Source organism: Gordonia hydrophobica NBRC 16057 (assembly GCF_001592365.1).
Taxonomy (GTDB): Bacteria; Actinomycetota; Actinomycetes; order Mycobacteriales; family Mycobacteriaceae; genus Gordonia; species Gordonia hydrophobica.
In genome coordinates, this window is the sequence record NZ_BCWU01000002.1 from 181276 (window position 1) to 201851 (window position 20576).

Below are 20576 nucleotides of genomic sequence, written 5' to 3' on the forward strand. Positions count from 1 at the left end.
CGTTTCATTTCGCTACTGTCTCAGGTCATAGACTGCACGGAATATTCGCGTACGACCCCAGCTGACACACCGATTTGTTGGTCATCTTCCAGCGGCCGTCCTGCCAAACCCACGTCAGCGTCATGTACGCGGGCTGGTAGCCGGGCGAGGTGAACTTGATGCGCGCGGACGCCGTGGTTCCGTTGACGGTGACCGGATCGATGATCGTGTACCTGAAGCCCATCGGCTTGAACTTGCTGGCGAGCGTCAAGACGCCCTGCGCCTGGTTGACCGCGCGCATGCCACCCTCGAGTCGCTGCGCCTTCTGCGAGTTCGACGCCCCCGAGGCGATGAAGTCGAGGTCGTTCTGCAACTGCGCGGCAGTCGGCTTCGTCGGCGCGTTCGACGCCGTCGTCGGCGCGGAGGTGGCGGCCGGAGTGTTCGCGGCAGGCGCGTCGGCCACCGGCGCTTGCGCGGCGGGCGTGCCGCCGTCGACCGGAGCGGCAGGCGCTGCCGACTCCGACGGCTGGTCGGCGGCAGAGGTCGGCGCCACCGCTTGCGGCTGCTGCGTCTGCTGCTGCGCACCGAGGTTGACGACGGTCGCCGGCGGCTCTTGCGCCGTGGCACGGGTGCCGACGTCGCTCAGCATCAGCCCGACCAGGCCGATCGCGAGAACGATCGCGGACACCACCGCGGAGATCCCTGCTGCCATCATCACCGTGGGCCAGCTGACCGAGGAACCCGATCCACCGGCCGCTGCGGGCTCACCCTCCGGCTGCGCCACTTGCTCGTCGTCATACATTCCGCTATTGAACCAAACCTAAGAAAGGTGAGTCTAGCCTTAGTGTGGTTAGCCTGATCACGGTTGAGCGACCAGCCGGACACCACGGCCTACTTTTGCTATGCGCCCACAATCTGCCCGCACAGCGACGTTCACCGGCAATGTTCCAGCGGACGACGATGTGCGGGCAGATGTCAGCAATGATGTCTGGCGCAGGACACGGGTGTCCTGCACTTAACTGGCAGCCGGAACCTCACCCATCAGGTCGACGACCTCGTTCAGGCTCGCGCCGCCGAGGATCGCCTCGACGGGAAGGTCGCAGGCAAGGGTCGACTGGACGCGCTTGCGGAAATCGAGCGCCTGCAGCGAGTCCATGCCGAGCGCGACCAACGGCGCGCTCGGATCGATGTCACCGACGCCCAGCCCCATCGTCGCCACGAGTTCGGCGGTGAGATCCGCGGCGAGGACACCCGATTCCATCGCTCGGACGACAACGGGCTCCGGCTCCGGCTCGGTCACCGCTTCCGGTTGCTCGACCGGTGCGTCGACGAGGACGTCGACGTCGACCTCCGGGGCGTCCGGCACCTCGGCGATCAACGCGTCGACTCCGGTCAGTGCAAGGAGCGCTCGCAGATCCGGCCACGAGGCGGCGAGGACCTGCGCATCGAGTCCGCGGACCGCCAGCCCCGCGTCGAGCGCCGCGGTCGGCGCCATCGGAACCACCCCGGTCGCGGTCACCCGTGCCACGCCCGCCGCGTCCAGCGGCCCCTGCACCGCCCACAGTCCCCAACCGATCGCGGCCACGTTCCTGCCTTCGGCACGCAGACATGCGGCTTCCACCTCCAGCAGTCGATTCGACGCGGCGTACAGCGCCTGGTCACGACCGCCGAGTGTCGCGGCCAGAGACGAACAGATCAGCACCCGCCCCACCGAGCCGACGGTGTCGAGGAACCGGCGCAGGCCGAACACCTTCGCGTCGAGCGCCTTTCGTACGTCGTCGTCGGAGATCTGAGCCAGCGGCCGATCGACGTAGTCGAGTGCGGCGTGCACCACGACGGTGACCGGCGGCAGATCCGCGGCCACCGCGGCGACGGACTCCGGATCGGTGAGGTCGCAGCGGCGGATGTCGACGTCGACGCCGAAGCGGTTCGCCATCCGGGTCGCGGCCCGGTGCGCCCGGTCGCCGCCGCCGGACCGGCTGAGCAGCGTGATCCGTCGGGCTCCGTCGCGTGCGAACCGTTCTGCCATCACGAGACCGACCTGCCCGGTGCCCCCGGTGATCACGACATGCGTCAGATCGTCGACGTCGGGTTCCGACGCGTCCACGGGCACCAGCCGTTTGACGTAGACGGCGCCGTCGCGGACGGCGAGGGCCGACTCTCCCGCGACATGAACCGCGGACAGGACGTCGTCGGCCGACACGCCTCCCGCCGGGAGATCCAACTGTGCCACCCGCACGCCGGTCTGTTCGCCGGTCAGGCATCGGAGCCCGGCTGCGATCGCGGCATGCGCAGGATCGGCGACGTCGGCGTCGGAGACCGTCTCTGCAGCCGTGGTGACGATCCAGAGCATCGCGGGCAGTTCCGTCAAGCCGCCCCGCCAGCGGGACTCGGCGAGGATCGCCGCGACATCCGCGTCCACCGCGCCGCGTCCCTCGGGTAAGAGCAGCAGCGCGGCGTCCATCGGACCGATGTCGGCGGCGCCGTCGGGCACCTGCCAGGCGACGGCCCCGTGCTGCGGTGCGCTGTCGCAGATCGCCGCGGCCAGACCGAGGTCCGCACCCGCGGGTGTGAGGATCGCGATCCGTTGCGGCGGGAGCAGACTCCGACGAGCGGGCTGATGCCAGGCGGTCTGGAGGGTGCGGACGTCGTGGTCGGTACGCGGCTGCGCCCAGCCCGCATGGTTGACGCGGTCGTCGCCGCCGGCGTCGGACCGCGCCCACAGTCGGGTCTTTCGCATCGCCGAGTTCGGGAAGCCCTCCAGGGGAAGCTCCCTGGTGCGGCCGGGCACGGCCCAGCACGACCAGTCGAAGTCGGCGTCGGCCGCGGCCACGGTGAGCACGTTGCGGGTGAACAGTTCGTGGTCGGGGCATTCGCGACGACGGGTGCCGAGGATCGTCGTCCCGGCGGTCTCGGCGAGCGTCTCCGACAACGCCAGGACCAGCGTCGGGTGTTCGGCGATCTCGATGAACGTGTCGGCGCCCGCGTGCGCCGCCTGCTCCACCGCGCGGTCGAAGCGGACGCGGTTGCGCAGGTTCCAGAACCAGTAGTCGCGCACCGGCATGGTCTGGTCGACGGCTTCGCCGAGGGTGGCTCCGATGCACGGGATCTGCGGTTCGGAGAAGTCCTCGCGCATGCCGTGGGCGTCGAACGCCGTGATGAGCGCCTCGGCGAACTTGCTGACGATGCTCGTGTGAGCGGGGTAGGCGACGCGGATCTCCTTCGCGAACTTCCCTTCCGCTTCCAGCGCGGCGATGAGCCCGAGGACCGCCTCCCGTTCGCCCGAGACGCACAGGATGTGCGCGGAGTTCACCACCGACAGTTCCATCCAGCCGGAGTTCCGGGACAGGAGCCGTTCCGCTTCATCGAGGTCGACGCCGATCACAGCCATCGTGTAGCCGCGCGGCGCGATCCGATCGACGGTGCGCGCGCGTTCGGTGACCACCACCAGTCCCTCGCGGAGGGTCGCGATCCCGCTGCGAACAGCGGCGGCGATCTCGCCTTGCGAGTGACCGACGGTCATCACGGGCCGCACGCCCGCGGCGTCCCACATCGCGGTGAGCCCGAGCATGTGCATGAACAGCGCAGGCTGCACCACCGTCACGTCGTCGGTCTCCACCGCGTCGCCGCGACCGAGGACGTAGTCGAGCGGTGAGGTCCCGAACAGCGCGAGGGACTCGGTGTGGCAGTCGTCGACTGCGGCGCGGTACGCCGCCGACTGCGCGTAGTCGACGGCACCCATCCCGGGCCGCTGGCTCCCCTGCCCCGGATAGACGTAGGCGAACCGGTGCGACGACGCCGTTCCGCGCACCACCGCGGCGTGCGGCTCGCCGTCCGCGACCGCGTCGAGTGCGGTGAGGAGATGGTCGCGGTCTGTGGCGGCGATCAGCGCGCGATGCCTCCGGACCGGGCGGGAGTCGAGCAGGAATGCGGCGATCCGGTGCACGTCGAGGTCCGGCTGCGCGCGCACATAGCGGGCGACGGCAGCCGCGTACCGCCCGAGGTTCTCCTCGGCGTCGGCCGAGACGACGACCGGAATCCGTCCGTCAGGGAGTTGGTAGTGGAGTTCAGACACGAGCGGCCTCCGGCATGTCGACGATGAGGTGAGCGTTGGTTCCCGAGACGCCGAAGCTGGAGATCGCGGCGAACCGGTGTCCATCGCGGGCCGGCCAGGGTTCGGCGGCAGCGGCGAGGCGGAGACCTGCGGTGTCCCAATCGATCTCGTCGGTCGGCTCATCGGCATACAGGCTGGGGACGATGGTCGCGTGACGACCGCACTGCAGCACCTTGATGAGGCCGAGGACACCGGACGCGGCCTGGGCGTGACCGGCGTTGGACTTCACCGAGCCGACCGCTGCGGGATGCTCCGATCCGCGGGCGACACCGTAGACCGACGCGAGCGCGTCGAGTTCCATCGGATCGCCCAGCGTCGCGGTGCCGTGCCCTTCGATCAGGTCGACGACGGCGGCGTCGATCCCGGCCGCGGCCACGGCGGCGTCGATGACCCGCCGCTGGGCCTGCGGATTCGGCACGACGATCGGGCCGCCCGCTCCGTTGTGGTTGACGCGCGATCCCGCGATGACCCCGTAGATCCGATGGTGCGCGGCGCGGGCGGCCGCCGCTGTCTCGATGATCACCGCACCGGCGCCCTCGCCCCAGACGGTGCCGGTCGCCCCCGACGAGTACGACCGGCACCGCCCGTCCTCGGCGAGCGCGTTACTGCGCGAGAACTCGAAGAACGCTCCGGGAGAACCCATCACGCAGACGCCGCCGGCGATCGCCCAGGCGCAGTCGCCCGCCCGAATCGCGGCCGCGGCCTGGTGCACCGCCGTCAACGACGACGCGCAGGCGGTGTCGACGACCACCGACGGCCCCAGCAGCCCCAAAGCGTGCGAGATCCGACCCGAGACGGCGCCGAGCGCCGCGCCGGCGATGCGATGCCCGGAGTACTCGTTCACGCTCGCGGCGCGCGGTCCGTACTCCATCACCGAGGCCCCGAAGTAGACGCCGACCTCCTGACCCGCCAGGGAACTCGGATCGATGCCCGCGTTCTCGACGGCCCGCCACGCGACGCGCATCGCCACCCGCTGCTGCGGATCCATGGCGGTCGCTTCGCGGGGACTGAGACCGAAGAACTGCGGATCGAATTCCCCTGCTCCGTCCAGGAACCCGCCTGCGTCGGGTACCGCGCCCCAGCCGGGAACTCGGTCCAGTGCGAGCACCTGGTCGATGGGCCAGTCGCGGTCGCGCGGCATCGGACCGATCAGATCGGCGCCCGCTGCCAGCGCCGCATAGAAGTCCTCGGGGGTGTCGATGCCGCCCGGGGCTTCGACGGCCATCCCCGCGATGACGATGGCGGAATCGGCGATGCGGTCGGTCATTTCGCCTCCCCGCTGCTCGTGGCGGCCGCGTGCGCGGCCAGAATCGCGACCAGTTCGGCGGGGTTCTCGTTGAGGTAGAAGTGACCGCCGTCGACGACCGTGACCTCGACGTCGTCCGCGTGGTCGGACCAGGAGTGCAGTTGGAACGGCTTGATGACCGGGTCGTCGGCGCCGCCGATCACCTGAATCGGGACGCCGACGCGCACGTCCGCGGCGGACTCATACGCGTCGAAGGCGCGGTAGTCGGCGCGCAGCGCGGGCAACGCCATCCGCATCACCGACTCGCTGCTCATCACGGCACCACCGGTGCCCTGCAGCCCGGTCAGGTGCGCCATCAACTCCTCGTCCGAATCCGGATGCTTCGGCAACGACGCGACGCGGCTCGGCGCCGTCGCCGCCGAGACCACCAGTCGCACCGGCGCCCGGTCAGCGTCCTGCAGGCGTCGCGTGAGCTCGAACGCGACGATCGACCCCATGCTGTGCCCGAAGACGACGATCGGCCGGCCCGCCAGCTGCTCATCGGCGAGGACGGCGTCGAAGGCCTCGGCTGCGAGGTCGGTGAGCGCCGTCGCCGCGGGTTCGCGCATCCGATCCTGCCTGCCCGGATACTGCATGATCCGGACGTCGAAGTGCGCCGAGAGCAGCCCGGACAACTCCCGGTACGACGACGCGCCGCCGCCCGCGTGCGGGAAGACGATCAGGACGGGTGCATCGGCGTTCGACGGCTTGTGGAATGCGCGCAGGGCCGGGGGTCTCGACGGGCTCACCCGGGGAGAGGTGGTGGTTGTGGTCATGGGGAGGGATCCAGTTCGTGAGTGGGGTGGGGAGGTTTTCGGTTGCGGAGCCGCTAGGACGGCCTGTCCAGCAGGTGGAGGGCGATGCGACGATTCGGGCGGACTTGGAACTCGCCGTGATCGGTCCAGCCGCGTTTGACGAGTGCTCGCCGCATCGGCGTGTTGGTCGACGCCGGTTCCACCGCGATGCGGCGGCAGGCGGGATCCGCGTCGAACAGGGCGTCGGCGAGGTCGCGGATCAGACCCGAGACCAGCCCTCGTCCGAGGAGGTCGGGGTCGGCGGTCGCGACGTGGAGGCCGAGATCGTGCGGATCGACGTCGTAGAGCCGGGCGATCTCGTCGCGCGCGACGCGATAGATCTCCAGGTAGCCGACGTCGACGCCGTCGCGCGAGAAGATGACCGGCCTCGAGAAGTGGCCCGCCAGCCGATAGGCGGCGTCGGTGCGCCACCGGGTCGCGTCCCAAGCCTGCTCCCATGTGCGGACCAGGTGCTCGCGCGCGAACCACTCCTGCAGAAGCGCCGGGTCATCGCCGAGCGGATCGACGAGCCGCAGGGCGAACTCACCGTCCAGCGTCGGCACCGGCGGCGCTGCGGCGGCGACCACCGCGGCGTCGACGTCGGTGATCTCGCGATCGATCCGGTAGGACTCGGTGGTGCTCATCGGCTCCTCACGGTCTGTGCGTCACTGCGAATGGCGCTGCGGTCAACAGCACTGCGCAGCACCCGATTCGAGAGCTCGCCGAGACAGCTCAGGTTCGGAAAGCCCGGTCCTTGGGCGAACCCGGCGAGGTTCGGCAGGTACAGCGGCGACGCCAGCCCGGTGACGGTGAGATCGTGTCCGATCGTCTCTTCGAGCGTCCGCAGGTCCGGGCGCGCTCCGATCGCGAGTTCCAGTTCGTCGAGGGTTTCGGCGTCGAAGAGGTCCAGGAACCACAGCGGGCGGCCGCCGGTGGCGTCGACGACGAGGTCGAAGGACTGTTCGGTGGACGTGCATCCGGGATTGTCGAGGGTCAGCGTGACCGATTCGCCGTCGCGTCGAGCACGGGTGACGCGACCGCGGACATGGTTGATTCGATTGTCGGCCAGGAGGTTCGACTGCACGCTGACGGAGAAGACGCCGCGGTCGGTGCGGCGGATGACGTCACGACGTTCGGGCGCCGGGAGCGACGGCCACCCGGTGGGGTCGGAGAACACCGAGTTCTCGAAGTAGCTCTCACCACGCGTGTAGATGGTGGGCGCGGGCGAGATCACCGAGATCGACATGGCCTCATGCCGAACCAGTTCGTCGAGGGCCGACGCCGCGGTCTCGCCGCCGCCGATCACCGCGGCCCGCGACGACGCGGGGATCTCCCTGCGCGACACCGCGTTCCAGAACTTCGATACCGACAGCACGCGGGGATCGTCGAGCAGCGGCTCATCGCTGGAACCGGGACCGGTGACGAGGAGACCATCACCGTGGACGCCCTCGACGACGCCGTCGGGGGTGCGGTAGCCCACGGTCCAGCCGCCCGCGTCGGCGAGCCGGATCTGCTCCACGGTGCCGATCCGGACCTCGACGCCGGACTTGGCGGCCACCCACTCCAGGTAGCGCGCCCACACGTTGTGGTGCGGGTTGGGGCGACCGCGGTCGATCCACTCGGTGTAGGTCTGGTGCGCGACGAGGAACGACATCCAGCTGTACTCGAGCATGCCCGCATTGATCTGGGCGGCGTGCCTGCGGTGCGGCGCGCCGCGGTACGGGAAGCCCAGGTCCTTCTCCGGGCTGGTGCCGAGCCGGTGGCGGCCGTCGGTCCAGCCGCCGAGCGGCAGCCAGTTGCCGCCGACCGCGTGCTGGTCGACGACCACCACGCGCGGTGCGGGCAGACCGAGGTCGGCCATCACCCGAGCCTTCGCGGCAACGGCAAGGGCTTTCGGTCCGGCACCGATCACGACGAGCGTGCCCGCGCCGCCCTCGGCCGGATCCGTGCTCGCAGGACTGTGCGTCATTGTGCGATCAACTCCTCGTCGTCCATCGCCGCGATCTCCAGGTAGACGGCGGCCACCTGTTCCAGGCGCCCGGGTCGTTCGTCGGCGGCGTCGAGCCGGGTGGCGAGATCGGCGACGGTGCGGGCCGCGAAGATGTCCGCGACGCCGGCCTGCGGGGCGTCGAGCAGATCGCGGATGCGGGCGATCACCGTGGTGGCCAGGACCGAGTCGCCGCCGGAGGCGAAGAAGTCGTCGTCGATGCCCATCCGCCGATCGCCGCCGAGGACCTCGGCGATGATGTCGAGCAGCGCGCGGTGCAGGTCGGTCTCGGGGTCGCGGACCGGACCGTCGTGCGTGGCGGCGGCGAGGAGCCCGGCCGTGATCGCAGCGCGGTCGAGTTTGCCGTTGCCGGTGAGCGGCAGTTCGTCGCGGACCTCGACGACCGCCGGAATCATGTAGGCGGGCAGCAGAGTCTCGAGTTCTGCGCGCAGTCCGTCTCCGGTCGGCGCCTGCCCGGCCTCCCGCGCGACGACGGCGGCGAGGGTCGCCGGGCCGTTCCCGGTGACGAGGACAGCGACGGCGTGCCGGACCGCGGTCAGGGTGCGCAGGGCGCCCTCGATCTCGCCGAGTTCCACGCGGAATCCGCGGATCTTGACCTGATTGTCGGCGCGGCCGAGGAATTCGATGGTGCCGTCGGCCCAGTACCGGGCCAGGTCGCCGGTGCGGTACCAGCGGCGCCCCTGATAGGTGACGAAGCGTTCGGCAGTGCGCTGCGGCTCGTTGCGGTAGCCGTGGGCGACGCCGTCGCCGCCGACCCACAGTTCGCCGGTCACCCAGTCGGGGCAGTCCACGCCGAGTTCGCTGACCACACGGCAGACGACGTTGTTCAGCGGTGTGCCGAACGGAACGCTGGTCCAGTGCGCAGGCGGCGTCTGGACTTCGCAGACCGTGCCGTGGATCGCGATCTCGGTGGCGCCGCCGAGACCGGCGAACCGCGCGCCGGGGGCCAGTGCCCGCAGGCGCCCGGGCAGGTCGGCGCCCACCCAGTCGCCGCCGAGGAGGACCGCGCGGAGCGAGTCGCCGAGACCGCCCTCGCCGCTCTCGGCGAGCGTCAGCAGCATGTCGAGTGCGCTCGGTACGCAGGTCAGCACGCTGGCGCGGTGGTCGACCAGGAGCTCGCGCCAGGCGGCGGGGTCCTTGGCGTCGTCGGCGCCGACGGCGATCACGGCGCCGCCCGCGCTGTAGAGGCCGAACAGGTCGTACACCGAGATGTCGAATTCGAGGGCGGCGACGGTGAGCGAGCGGTCGTCGCGGCCGATGCCGAAGCGCGCGTTCACGTCGTCGATCGTGTTCATCGCGGCGCGGTGCGGCACTTCCACGCCCTTCGGCGTGCCCGTGGAGCCGGAGGTGAACAGCACGTAGGCGACGTCCTCGGGGTCTGGCAGGTGCGGCCCGGAGAGCGGCTTGGACGTGAGCGCGTCCGCGAGTTCCAGGACCGGAACACTGAGGGCGTCGGGCTCGGCGACGCCGTCGGTGAGCAGGGCCTTGCAGTCGCCGGTCTGCAGGATCGCGGCGCGGCGCGCGGCCGGTTGGTCGGCGGACACCGGCACCCACACGGCGCCCGCGGCGTACACGCCGAGCGTGGCGATCACCTGGCGATAGCCCTTGCCGATCTGGATCCCGATCGCGTCGCCGGGTGCGACGCCCGCGAAGCGGATGCCTGCGGCGACGGCGAGCGCCTGCGCGGCGAGCTCGCCGTAGGTCAGCGAGCCGTGACGCCAGACGAGCGCCGTGCGATCGGGGTCGTCGGCGGCGACGGCGAAGAAGCCCTCGTGCAGCACGCGCCCGGAGGTCGGATGCTCGGTGTCGTTGACGGTGCTGCGCACGGCGCGCTGGTCGGCGGGCAGTTGCGGCAGCGCCTCGGCGAACCACCCGGCGGACCCGGGCACCGCGAGGCTGGTGAGGGTGTCGCGGAAATGCGCGAACATCGCCTCGACCACCCCGTCGGGGAACTGGTCGATCCGCACGTCCCAGTTGGTGAGGAGTCCACCGGCCACCTCGGTGACCTGGGCGTCGAGCAACACCTGTGGGCCCTGCGAGATGATGTGCGCGGGCTGCCCGAGACGGTCGTAGACCTCCTCGGCGAACAGTTCGCCGAGGCCGAGGGCGCTGGTGAAGACGACGGGCGCGAGGACCGTCTCCCCGCGGCTGCGACCGAGGTCGCGCAAGACGTCGAGGGCGCCGTATGCGCTGTGCGACGCCGCCTCGTGCATGCGGCCCGCGATGTCGCGCGCGAGGTCGAGGACTGAACCGCGGCCCGGCTCAGTGAGCACCCGGAGGTCGACGTCGACCAGGATCGACGAGCTGAAGTCGCCGGAGACGGCGTCGATCTCGGGATGGATCGGCAGGCGCTGAAAGAGCGGAACGTTCAGCAGGAACCGCGGACTCGACGACCACGCGCCGATGCTCGCGGCGTACACGGCCGCGACCACCGCTGCCGGAGTGACTGCGTGCTCGCGCGCCGCGGCCAGGAACGCCTCGCGCGCCGCCGGGTTCAGCCAGTGGTTCATGCGGGTGACCTGCGGCGCATCGCTGCGCGGTTGACCGGCCGGGCGGGACGGCAACAGCGGTCCGCCGGGCAGATCGGCCAGCCGGTCGGTCCACCACGCGCGATCGCCGTCCCGTGCCGGATCCGGATGCTGCGCGCGGTGACGCAGATAATGCCGGTAGTCGACAGTCAGCGGCGGGAGGTCGGCGCCGTCGTACAGGGCGACGAGGTCGCGGAGCAGCGTGCGGTAGCTCATCGCGTCGGCAGCGAGCATGTCGATGTCGAAGTGCAGCCGGTGCCTGCCGCCGGGCAGGAGGGTGAGCGTGAGGTCGAAGACCTGGCCCTCAGCGATGTCGAGAACCTGGTGGCTCCTCCGCTCCCGTCGCTGCGCCAGAAGCGCGTCGACGTCGGCGGCGTCACGCAGGTCGTCGACGACGAGGGCCGCGCGCGGCAGTCGTGGGAGCACGCGCTGGCGACCGTCCGCCCCGAACTGCGCCCGCAGTTGGCCGTGCCGTGCGGCGAGCGCTTCGGCGGCCGTCGCGAGGCGGTCGGCGTCGAGCCCGTCGCCGTCGAACTCCACGTAGAGGTGCGCGGCCACGCCGCCCAGATCGGCGGCGCCGGTCCGCCCCACCCAGTAGGCGTGCTGCATGGGTGCGAGCGGGAAGGCGTCGGACTCCCAGTCAGCGGCGTCGAACTCCACCGTCGCGGCGGTCTCGGTCTCGGTGCGCGGCGCCAGCAGCGGCGCCCAGGCGTCGACGGTCGGCGCAGCGGCCAGATCGGCGAAGTTGACGTCGTAGCCGCGCTTGCGCCAGCCGCCGGCCAGTCGCATCATGCGGATCGAGTCGAGGCCGAGGCCGATGAGGTCGTCGCCATCGGCGATGGAGCTCGGATCGACGGAGAGGAGGGCGGCGACGTCGTCGCGGATCTGGTTCTGGACCGCGGTGTCGGCGGCCGGCCCGCTCACTGAGCCGCCCGCACGACGAAGGGGGCCACGCTGCCGAGCTTCTCGCAGGTCTCCTCGAACTCGCGGTCCGGGCGCGACTGACCGACGATCCCGGCGCCGGCGCGAAGCCAGGCCTGATCGCCCTCGGCGAAGATTGAGCGCAGGGTGAGGGTCGCTTCCAGTTCGCCGCTCGAGTCGGCGACCAGCACGGCCCCGGAGTACAGCTCCCGGCGGTCCGGCTCCAGTCGGTAGATCGCTGCGAGCGCGGGCGCCTTCGGGATGCCGGAGGCGGTGATCGACGGGAACAGAACGCCGAGTGCGCGCCACGGGCCCGCCTCGGGATCCAGCCGTCCGGACACCGTGGACGCCAGGTGCTGGACGCTGCCGCGCTCCCGCACCTCCATGAACTCGTCGACGCGGGTGGTGCCGGGCAGCGCCACCGACTCGATCTCGGTGAAGCAGGCCCGCACGGACATCGCGTGCTCGGCGATCTCCTTCTCGTCGGCGAGGAGCTCTTCCTTCGCCGCGGCGTCGACCTCCGCGCCGCGGCCGAAGGCCCGGGTGCCGGCCAGAGGTTCGGTGATGACCGTGCCGAGTCCGTCGGCGGCCACCACCAGTTCGGGACTGAAGCCTGCGGCCTGGAGACCTCCGAGCTGCAGCAGGTACGACCGCGCCGGGCTGTTGCCCCGACGTCCGCGGACGTAGGTGGCGGGGATGTCGACGTCGAAGCCGATCTCGACACGGCGCGAGAGGATCACCTTCTGGTAGCGGCCGTCGTTGATCTCGCGGACCGCGGTCGCGACGCGGCCCCGGTAGTCGTCGAGGTCGGCGGAGACGTCGATGCTCTCCTCGACGCCGCTGCGCACATCGGTGTCGGCGATCGCGCGCAGCCGTGCGAGGGTCTCCTCGTCGGCGCCGGGAGCGGAGATGCCGTCGGGGTCGACGAACGCTTCCAGGCCGGGAACGATGAAGTGGGCCAGGACGACGTCGTCGAGGACGTGGTCCATCAGACCGTAATGCGGTGCGCAGTAATCGAATCCGACCCATCCGTAGAGTCGCCAGTGCGGGAGCCCGAGACCGTCGAGCGCTTCGGTGAGTGCTGCCGCAGGCTCGCCCTCCCATGGGATCTCGCGTTGCTCGGCGTTCTCGCCCGGTGCGGCGTCGACGATCACGTGGTTCTTCGTGAGGATGATGCGCGCCTGCGGGCGAGCGGCGAACATCCAGCGTCCGTCGCGCTCGTACACCACGTACTCGCCGAACTCTCCGGATGCCGCCCAGGCGCCGCAGACGGCCGCCGCGCGGGCTGGAAACTCGTCGTTCGACGGCGTCTCCGAGCCGACCGACCCGGCCGTAACCGGAGAAGCAGGTGCCACAACCATTTTTCTTTCCCATCGCTCAGCCTGATAGTTAGGTGAGGCTAATCTACATCACCACTAGATCAATAGGTTAGGCTGCCCTAGCAATTGGATAGGAGTGATCATGCCATCGTTCCCGCGCGATCTCGCGACCGGGTTTGTTCCCCACCCCGACGCACTCGCTGAGCAGTACCGCGCCCTCGGCGTCTTCGACGACCGCCCGCTGTGGGCGCCGCTCGCCGACCGCGCGGACTCCGACGCCCCCGCGGTCTCGGACGCCGAAACCGGCCGGACGCTCTCCTATCGAGCGCTGCTGCAGGCGGCGGATCGTCGTGCCGCGGGGTTCGCCGCCGTCGGCCTCCAACCCGGTGACCGCGTGGTGCTCCACCTGTCGAACTCCGCCGAGTTCGCCGTCACGTTCTTCGGCCTGCTGCGCGCAGGCCTCGCGCCCGTGATGACCCTGCCCGCGCATCGGATCACCGAGATCGCCCACTTGGCCGCCGGTTCCGGCGCACGCGCATACATCTGCGACGACGCGCGCGGCGGCTACGACTTCCGCGGATTGGCCGCCGATCTGATCGCGCGGGTGCCCGGCGTCGAGCACGTCTTCGTCACCGGCGATCCAGGCTCGTTCGCGCCGCTCCCCGACGCCGACACCCCGTGGACGCCGCCGACCGTCGACCCGGATCTACCCGCCCTGTTCCTGGTCTCCGGCGGGACCACCGGGCTGCCGAAGCTGATCGCCCGCACCCACAACGACTACGCGTTCAACGCCCGCATCTCCGCGGAGATCGCCGCGCTGACCGCCGACGACGTCTACCTCGCCGCGCTGCCGGCCGCCCACAACTTCCCGCTCTCCTGCCCGGGGCTCCTCGGGATGATCGGCGTCGGCGGGCACACCGTCTTCACCCAGAATCCCAGTCCCGACGCCGCCTTCGACGTCATCGAGAAGTACCGCGTGACGGTCGCCGCGCTGGTGCCCGCACTGGCACAGCTCTGGTGCGCCGCAACGGAGTGGGAGCCCGCCGACATCTCGTCGCTGCGGCTGCTGCAGGTCGGCGGCGCCAAGCTCGCCGCACCCGATGCCGTCGCGATCGATGCCGCGATGGGACCGATCGTCCAGCAGGTGTTCGGGATGGCCGAGGGGCTGATCTGCTACACCCGCGTCGACGACGCCCGCGAGCTGGTCCACGTCTGCCAGGGCGCCCCGATGAGCCCGCTCGACGAGGTCCGCATCGTCGACGAGCACGGCCGCGAAGTGCCCGACGGCGAGGAGGGGGAACTGCAGGTCCGCGGGCCGTACACCATCCGCGGCTACTACCGCGCGCCGGAGCACAACGCGCGCAGCTTCTCCGGCGACGGTTTCTACTCGTCCGGCGACCTGGTCCGCCGACTGCCGTCCGGGCATCTGGCGGTGACCGGACGGATCAAGGACACCATCGTCCGGGCCGGTGAGAACGTGGCCGCCGACGACGTCGAAGAGCATCTGCTGGCGCATCCGGCGATCGCGCACACCGCGGTGGTCGGCCTCCCCGACGATGCGCTCGGAGAGCTGATCTGCGCGGTGGTCGTGCCGGGCCGCGACGCCGCCGCCCCGTCCCTCCCCGACATCCGCAGCTTCCTCGCCGACCGCGGCCTCGCCTCGTTCAAGCTCCCCGACCGCCTCCACACCCTCGGCACCCTGCCGGTGACCTCCGTCGGGAAGATCGACAAGGCCGCACTGCGCACGACGCTGGCTCCGGCGTCGCCGCCGACTGTCGGATAGCGCTGAAAACTGCCGTCACAGCGACCTCCGGCGGCAATGTTCCGTTGGAGGCGCCTGAGCGGGCAGTTTTCAGCAGCAGTGACGACCGCCCGAGAATCAGGAGACATCACCGGCGGTCGGTCGCCGACAGGAGCCAGAGGAGGTAGAGGCCGCCGAGGGCTCCGGTGACGAGGCCGACGGGGATCTGGAACGGACTGAGGACCCGCTGCGCCGCGAAGTCGGCCACCACGAGCAGGGTCGAGCCCATCGCGATGGAGACGACCAGCGTGATGCCCGCCGACCGGGCCAGACGTTGAGCCAGCTGCGGTGCGGCCAGGGCCAGGAACCCGATCGGGCCGGCGGCCGCGACCGAGACCGCCGCCAACGCCACGCCGAGGAACAGGATCCGGGTGCGGACGCGGTGCGCGCTGACGCCGAGACCCGCGGCGGCGTCGTCGCCCATCTCGAGGGCCGCGAGCGGGCGCGACACCGCGAGCGTGAGCGGAATCAGCACGGCCACGGCGAGCAGCAACGGCCACACCTGCGTCCATGAGATCGCGTTGAGGCTGCCGAACTGCCAGGCCCGCGCGGTCTCCGCGGCCTCGATGTCAGCGCGGGTGATCAGGTAGTCGTTGACCGAGGCCAGCATCGCGCCGACGGCGATTCCGACGAGAATCAGTCGGTCGCCGCCCACCCCGCGACCGGACGACAGCACGTAGACCACCAGCGCGGTCGCCAGACCGCCGATGATCGTCCCGGCCGCGATCGCGGCCGACGAGGTGACTCCCGCAAGCAGGATCGCGGCGAGCCCTCCCGATGCGGCGCCGGTGGTGAAGCCGACGATGTCGGGACTGCCCAGTGGGTTTCGCGACACGGTCTGAAACAGCGCGCCCGACAGCCCCATCGCGCCGCCGATCGCCCACGCCGCCAAGGTTCTCGGCAACCGCTGATCGACGACGATCAGGCGGTCAGTGGAGTCCCCGCGACCGACGAGCGCACGTCCGATGTCGCCGAGACCCACGTGATAGATGCCGGTGGTCACCGCCAGAACCGAGACGGCCAGGCCGAGAACGACCAGAACGACCGTGGCGCCGACCGCGCGCCGCTGCATCCGCACGGTGCGTCCGCCGGGCAGCCGGGCGACCCAGTGGACCGGCGCGCGTCGGGCCTTCGATGTCATCACCGGCATCTCACGACCTCCCCGTTCGCGCGCGGAGGATGAGAAGCAACAGCACCGGGGCGCCGATGAACGCCGTGACGATGCCGACCTCCAATTCGGCGGGGCGAGCGATGAGCCGACCGACGATATCGCTCGCCAGCAGCAGGATCGGCCCGGCGACCAGTGACAACGCCAGGTTCCTCCGGTGGTCGACACCCGCCACCAGCCGGACCGCATGCGGTACGACGAGGCCGACGAAGGCGATCGGTCCGGCCGCTGCGGTGGCGGCTCCACACAGGATCACGACGACGACGAAGCCGAGCACACGCACTCGTCCGACCGTCAGTCCGAGTGCGGCACCCACCTCGTCGCCGAGTGCCAGGGCGTTGAAATGGTTGCCCAGGACCAGCGCGATACCCAGCCCGACGGCGACGAACGGGGTCACCCACAGCGCCACCTCCATGGTCCTGTTCTCCAACGATCCGACGACCCAGAAGCGATAGGAGTCGAATGTCGACGAGTCGAACATCGTGATGATCCCGATGAACGAGCTCAGACTCGTCGAGAGGGCGATGCCTGCTAGGACCAGACGCGTGTGACTCGTCGGACCGGTCCGACGAGTCCCGAGGACGAAGACGACCACCGCCGCCACCGCCGCGCCGACGAACGCGAACCACATGTATCCGGCCGGCGTCGCGACGCCGAGGGTCGCTATCGCCAGCACCACCGCGATGGACGCACCCGAGTTGACGCCCAGGATTCCAGGCTCGGCCAGCGGGTTCCGGGTGATCGCCTGCATCACGACACCGGCGACGGCGAGCGCGGCGCCGCAGATCACGGCGAGCAGGGTTCGCGGCATCCGCAGTTCCCAGACGATGATCGACGCGCGTGAATCATCGTGGTCGACGAGCGCGGTGAGGACGTCGCCGATCGGGATGCTCCGCGAACCGACCGCACAGCTGAGAACGCACAGCGCCACGAGGACGACGAGTCCGAGGAGCCACGCCGTCGAATATCGCAGCCGACGCGGCGAATCCGGCTCTTCTGATTCACTCGGCTTGGTGTCACGGGCATCACCGGCCGGGGATGCAGCTGTCGCGTATGTCATGTCGTATCGGCTGTGCGTTATTTCGTGATGACCACGGCGGCGTCGCCCGTCGTGGCCGGACGCGGCGACCGCGGTCCCACGCGCGGCAGCATCAGCGGGGTCCCGGTCACCGGATCGGCGGTGACCAGGGCGTCGACCCCGAACACCTCCCGGACGAGCTCTTCGGTCAGGACGTCGTGCGGTGCTCCGCTGCCGATGACGTGCCCGTCCTTCATCGCGATCAGGGTGTGCGCGTAACGACAGGCCTGGTTGAGGTCGTGGAGGACGGCGACGATCGTCTTTCCCTCCTCCTCGTTGAGCACGCGGCACAGCTCGAGGACCTCCACCTGGTGCGCGATGTCCAGGTAGGTGGTCGGCTCGTCGAGCAGCACGATCGACGTCTCCTGGGCGAGGGCCATCGCCAGCCACACGCGTTGTCGCTGTCCGCCGGAGAGCTCGTCGACGAACCGGTCGGCGAGGTCGTCGACCCGGGTGCGCTCCATCGCCGCGTCCGTGACCTGCTGATCGTGCGGCGACCACTGACGAAGAAGCCCCTGGTGCGGGAATCGCCCGCGGGCCACGAGATCGCGGACGGTGATGCCGTCCGGTGCGATCGACGATTGCGGCAGGAGTCCGATTTCGCGGGCGACGGCTTTGGCTGGATGGTCGGCGATCGCCTTGCCGTCGAGCAGGACTCGCCCGCGGACCGGTGGAAGTAGTCGGGTCAGTGCACGCAGCAGCGTCGACTTCCCGCAGGCGTTCGGTCCGACGATGACGGTGAACGATCCGTCGTCGATCACGAGGTCGAGGCCGTCGGAGACGAGCCGCCCTCCGGAGTAGCCGATCGCGATGTCCTCGGCGACCAGCCGGGGACCCAGTCCTTTCGACACGACCGCTCCGGTCACCGGCCGAGCTTGGCGCGCAACTGGTCGAGGACTTCCCTGGCGGCGGTCGGACCGACGTTCAGATAGAAGACGTCGTCGTCGACGGCGACCGCGTGCTCGTCGGAGACGGCCTGCAGCGTCTTCCACAGCGGTGCCCCCGTGACAGCGCCGGTGTCACCGCCCTGAACGCCGTAGAAGATCCAGTCGGCGTCGGCCTGGTCGAGCTGCTCGTTGCTGATGTCGTGCGAGGTCTCGTCGGTGAACCACTGTGTCTGCGGCCGCGCCAGCCCGGCGTCCTCGGCAACCGAGCCGCTGAACGACGCCACCCCGAACACGCGGAGTCGGTCGCCGTTCTTGCGCAGGAACGAGACCGTCGGCGAGCCGTCGACGGTCTTCCCGAAGTCGGCGGCGTCGTTCTGGTACTCGTCGAGCCACGTCTGGGCCTGATCGCGTTTGCCGAGCGCGTCGGCCAGGAGCAGGAGGTCTTGCTTCCAGTAGAGGCCGGTCCCCTGGGTGACGACGGTGGGCGCCATCGCCGCGAGGCTCGCGTACAGCTTGTCCGAGTCCTTGCCCGCCTTGTTCATGAGGATCAGGTCGGGTTTCAGGTTCGCGACGGCCTCGAGACTCGGCTCGAAGCGACTGCCGACGTCGGCGACGCGGTCGAGTTCGGCCTTGCGGTCGGGAAAGGCGTTGTACAGGTACTTGGGAACGAGGGCGGCGCCGTCGCCGCTCGTGGATCCGACCGGGACGACGCCGAGCGTCAGCAGTGCGTCGGCCTGCCCGGTCGAGATCACGACCACGCGCTTCGGAGCCGCCGCCACGTCGGTCTCACCCTTGAAGTGCTTCACCGTCCGGGGAAACACGCCGTCGGCCGCTCCGCTCCCCTTGCCCGCGGGCATGGTGCGCGGCGTCACGAACGAGGTCGGGCTCGCGGACGTCGACTCCGAGTCGTCGACGCCGGCATCGGAAGACGAGCATCCGGACAGCACCATGGCGGACGCGGCGACCATCGCAGCCGCACAGAGGCTGATTCGCTTGAAGAACATGACCCAGATATTAGGGTAGGCAAGCCACAATTCGGTAGTCGGTGGTTCGGCGGGCAGATCGACTCGGCCTCCTCAGACCGAACATCGCCGCACAGTCGCCGGCCGACGAATATTCGCTTCTAATTTCGAAATTACCTTGCTAGATCGAACTTCGTGATGGTTGTATGGCTTGTATCACAAGCAGTCGGATCGCCGTACAGCCCTTCGACAGGTAATTAGCCCCGGGCTGCCGACACGCGAGCGCCCGATCGCGATATCGGCAACAACGCAAATGAGAGCAGGAATAGAGCATGGAAGCCGCCATCTACACCGAAGACCTTTTTAGCGACGTCGGTATTACGGAGCCTTACCAGCGCTACCGCGAGATTCGAGACCTCGGTGCCGCAGTCTGGCTCCCGCGCGAGCAGGTGTACGCGGTTGGCCGATACAACGAAGTGCGGCAAGCCCTCGGCGACCACGAGACCTTCATTTCTGGTCAGGGCGTGATGATCAACGAGCAGGTCAATGAGATGAGCCGTGGCACCACTGTGGCAAGTGATCCGCCGCTACACGACCACCTCCGACAGGTCGTGGCGCACCGGCTCACGCCGAGGGCCTTGCGGGAACAGCGCTCGCACGTCGATTCGCGGGCTGCGACCGTGGTGGATTCGATTCTGCGTCACGGCGGCGATGTGGTTGATGCGGTGACTTTGATCGCGCAGCCCATGCCGATGGCAGTGGTGCCGGACTTCCTGGGATTCCCCGAGGAATGTCGACCCCATCTACTCACCTGGGCCAAAGCAGCGGCGGATCTCGGCGGACCGGTGAGCAACCGCACGCCCGTTGCCGCTGAGCGTGCAGCGGAGATGGTGGCCTACATCGCCGGGTTGACTCGACGGCGCGGCGTGCTACCCGACTCGTTGGGGGACGATGTCCTCAAATCGGCAGACGCTGGAATCATCACTGCTCAGCAGTGCCCAAGTCTGCTGCTGGACTACTTCGGCCCCTCGCTGGAGACCACAGTCAGTGCTATCAGTTCAGCAATTGCATTGTTTTCCCAGAATCCAGACCAGTGGGACAAAGTGCGGGCCGATCCCGCACTACTCAGCGGAGCCTTCAACGAGGCCATCCGGCTCGAGTCACCGATTCGGGGATTCAGCCGCGTCGCTGCTCGTGAGACTGAACTCGGTGGAGTCGACATCCCAGCCGGCGCGCGAGTCCTGTTGCTTTTCGGTTCGGCGAATCGGGACGAGCGCAAATGGGACCGGCCCGACGAGTTCGATGTGACGCGTGCCAACGCTGACCACCTGGCGCTGGGACACGGACTGCACGGCTGCGCCGGCCAAGGCCTTGCTCGGCTGGAGTTCGGGACCCTGATGACGCGCCTAGCTGCCGAAGTCGCCCGATTCGAGCCGGCCGGTGAGCCGAGAATGCTGGTGAACAACACCACGCGGGCCTACGAGAAGTTGCCGATCCGCCTGCACCTCGATCGTGAGCCGATGGGGGCGGACGCATGAAGATTGTCGCCGACCTGGCTCGATGTGAAGGTCATGGACTGTGCGTGGACGTTGCTCCCGACATGTACGAACTCGACGATGACGCGATCGTCGTGGTGGTCCGCCCTGATGTTCCAAGCTCGCTCGAGAAAGTCGCGGAAGCAGGCGCCCGAGTTTGTCCGGTAGCTGCCCTGAAGGTCCTGAAATGACAATGC

The 20576-nt window shown here is 69.6% G+C and carries 15 protein-coding genes; 3 read left to right on the forward strand and 12 right to left on the reverse strand.

Annotated elements, in window-relative coordinates; genetic code table 11:
- Positions 1–25: 25 nt before the first annotated feature.
- The 8 genes from GH2_RS04420 to GH2_RS04455 form a co-directional block, all read right to left on the reverse strand.
- Positions 26–781, reverse strand: a complete 756-nt coding sequence (locus GH2_RS04420; RefSeq protein ID WP_066163610.1) for an MTB12 C-terminal domain-containing protein — start codon at positions 779–781, stop codon at positions 26–28.
- Positions 782–994: 213 nt separating this feature from the next.
- Complete coding sequence (locus GH2_RS04425; protein WP_066163613.1) at positions 995–4054, reverse strand: SDR family NAD(P)-dependent oxidoreductase; 3060 nt, start codon at positions 4052–4054, stop codon at positions 995–997.
- Positions 4047–5360 carry a beta-ketoacyl [acyl carrier protein] synthase domain-containing protein gene (locus GH2_RS04430; protein WP_066163614.1) on the reverse strand — a complete coding sequence of 438 codons (1314 nt, stop codon included), beginning with the start codon at positions 5358–5360 and terminating at the stop codon, positions 4047–4049. Before GH2_RS04430 ends, GH2_RS04425 begins: the two co-directional genes overlap by 8 nt.
- Positions 5357–6154, reverse strand: coding sequence for a thioesterase II family protein (locus tag GH2_RS04435; RefSeq protein WP_066163618.1), 798 nt, complete (start codon positions 6152–6154; stop codon positions 5357–5359). Before GH2_RS04435 ends, GH2_RS04430 begins: the two co-directional genes overlap by 4 nt.
- A 53-nt stretch (positions 6155–6207) precedes the next feature.
- Complete coding sequence (locus GH2_RS04440; RefSeq protein WP_066163620.1) at positions 6208–6816, reverse strand: GNAT family N-acetyltransferase; 609 nt, start codon at positions 6814–6816, stop codon at positions 6208–6210.
- Complete coding sequence (locus GH2_RS04445; RefSeq protein WP_066163622.1) at positions 6813–8141, reverse strand: SidA/IucD/PvdA family monooxygenase; 1329 nt, start codon at positions 8139–8141, stop codon at positions 6813–6815. Before GH2_RS04445 ends, GH2_RS04440 begins: the two co-directional genes overlap by 4 nt.
- Positions 8138–11632, reverse strand: a complete 3495-nt coding sequence (locus tag GH2_RS04450) for a non-ribosomal peptide synthetase (protein ID WP_066163624.1) — start codon at positions 11630–11632, stop codon at positions 8138–8140. Before GH2_RS04450 ends, GH2_RS04445 begins: the two co-directional genes overlap by 4 nt.
- Positions 11629–12990 carry a salicylate synthase gene (locus GH2_RS04455; RefSeq protein WP_066163626.1) on the reverse strand — a complete coding sequence of 454 codons (1362 nt, stop codon included), beginning with the start codon at positions 12988–12990 and terminating at the stop codon, positions 11629–11631. Before GH2_RS04455 ends, GH2_RS04450 begins: the two co-directional genes overlap by 4 nt.
- Positions 12991–13090: 100 nt before the next feature.
- On the opposite strand from GH2_RS04455, the gene GH2_RS04460 reads away from it, so the two are divergent.
- Positions 13091–14731, forward strand: a complete 1641-nt coding sequence (locus GH2_RS04460) for a (2,3-dihydroxybenzoyl)adenylate synthase (protein ID WP_066164271.1) — start codon at positions 13091–13093, stop codon at positions 14729–14731.
- A 106-nt stretch (positions 14732–14837) separates the two neighbouring features.
- Here the strand turns inward: GH2_RS04460 and GH2_RS04465 are convergent, their stop codons facing one another.
- From GH2_RS04465 to GH2_RS04480, 4 genes are read right to left on the reverse strand one after another with little or no spacing between them, the layout of a single operon-like run.
- Positions 14838–15890, reverse strand: coding sequence for a FecCD family ABC transporter permease (locus GH2_RS04465; protein ID WP_084247333.1), 1053 nt, complete (start codon positions 15888–15890; stop codon positions 14838–14840).
- A 10-nt stretch (positions 15891–15900) separates the two neighbouring features.
- Positions 15901–16977 carry a FecCD family ABC transporter permease gene (locus tag GH2_RS04470; protein ID WP_084247305.1) on the reverse strand — a complete coding sequence of 359 codons (1077 nt, stop codon included), beginning with the start codon at positions 16975–16977 and terminating at the stop codon, positions 15901–15903.
- Positions 16978–16994: 17 nt separating this feature from the next.
- Positions 16995–17861, reverse strand: a complete 867-nt coding sequence (locus GH2_RS04475; RefSeq protein WP_084247306.1) for an ABC transporter ATP-binding protein — start codon at positions 17859–17861, stop codon at positions 16995–16997.
- Positions 17858–18886, reverse strand: a complete 1029-nt coding sequence (locus GH2_RS04480; protein WP_066163628.1) for an ABC transporter substrate-binding protein — start codon at positions 18884–18886, stop codon at positions 17858–17860. Before GH2_RS04480 ends, GH2_RS04475 begins: the two co-directional genes overlap by 4 nt.
- Positions 18887–19176: 290 nt before the next feature.
- Between GH2_RS04480 and GH2_RS04485 the strand changes: the two genes are divergently transcribed.
- Entirely contained in the window at positions 19177–20382 is a 1206-nt protein-coding gene (locus GH2_RS04485) for a cytochrome P450 (RefSeq protein WP_066163630.1), read from the forward strand.
- Positions 20379–20570 carry a ferredoxin gene (locus tag GH2_RS04490; protein ID WP_066163631.1) on the forward strand — a complete coding sequence of 64 codons (192 nt, stop codon included), beginning with the start codon at positions 20379–20381 and terminating at the stop codon, positions 20568–20570. The genes GH2_RS04485 and GH2_RS04490 overlap by 4 nt, the downstream gene beginning before the upstream one ends.
- Positions 20571–20576: the final 6 nt, after the last annotated feature.

What these genes read in the sequence shown, in the direction of transcription:
- GH2_RS04485 (WP_066163630.1), top strand. Translation starts at nt 19,177, where the DNA reads ATGGAAGCCGCCATCTACACCGAAGACCTTTTTAGCGACGTCGGTATT.
- GH2_RS04470 (WP_084247305.1), bottom strand. Translation starts at nt 16,977, where the DNA reads ATGACATACGCGACAGCTGCATCCCCGGCCGGTGATGCCCGTGACACC.
- GH2_RS04465 (WP_084247333.1), bottom strand. Translation starts at nt 15,890, where the DNA reads ATGACATCGAAGGCCCGACGCGCGCCGGTCCACTGGGTCGCCCGGCTG.
- GH2_RS04460 (WP_066164271.1), top strand. Translation starts at nt 13,091, where the DNA reads ATGCCATCGTTCCCGCGCGATCTCGCGACCGGGTTTGTTCCCCACCCC.
- GH2_RS04455 (WP_066163626.1), bottom strand. Translation starts at nt 12,990, where the DNA reads ATGGTTGTGGCACCTGCTTCTCCGGTTACGGCCGGGTCGGTCGGCTCG.
- GH2_RS04490 (WP_066163631.1), top strand. Translation starts at nt 20,379, where the DNA reads ATGAAGATTGTCGCCGACCTGGCTCGATGTGAAGGTCATGGACTGTGC.
- GH2_RS04430 (WP_066163614.1), bottom strand. Translation starts at nt 5,360, where the DNA reads ATGACCGACCGCATCGCCGATTCCGCCATCGTCATCGCGGGGATGGCC.
- GH2_RS04420 (WP_066163610.1), bottom strand. Translation starts at nt 781, where the DNA reads ATGTATGACGACGAGCAAGTGGCGCAGCCGGAGGGTGAGCCCGCAGCG.
- GH2_RS04480 (WP_066163628.1), bottom strand. Translation starts at nt 18,886, where the DNA reads ATGTTCTTCAAGCGAATCAGCCTCTGTGCGGCTGCGATGGTCGCCGCG.
- GH2_RS04440 (WP_066163620.1), bottom strand. Translation starts at nt 6,816, where the DNA reads ATGAGCACCACCGAGTCCTACCGGATCGATCGCGAGATCACCGACGTC.
- GH2_RS04435 (WP_066163618.1), bottom strand. Translation starts at nt 6,154, where the DNA reads ATGACCACAACCACCACCTCTCCCCGGGTGAGCCCGTCGAGACCCCCG.
- GH2_RS04445 (WP_066163622.1), bottom strand. Translation starts at nt 8,141, where the DNA reads ATGACGCACAGTCCTGCGAGCACGGATCCGGCCGAGGGCGGCGCGGGC.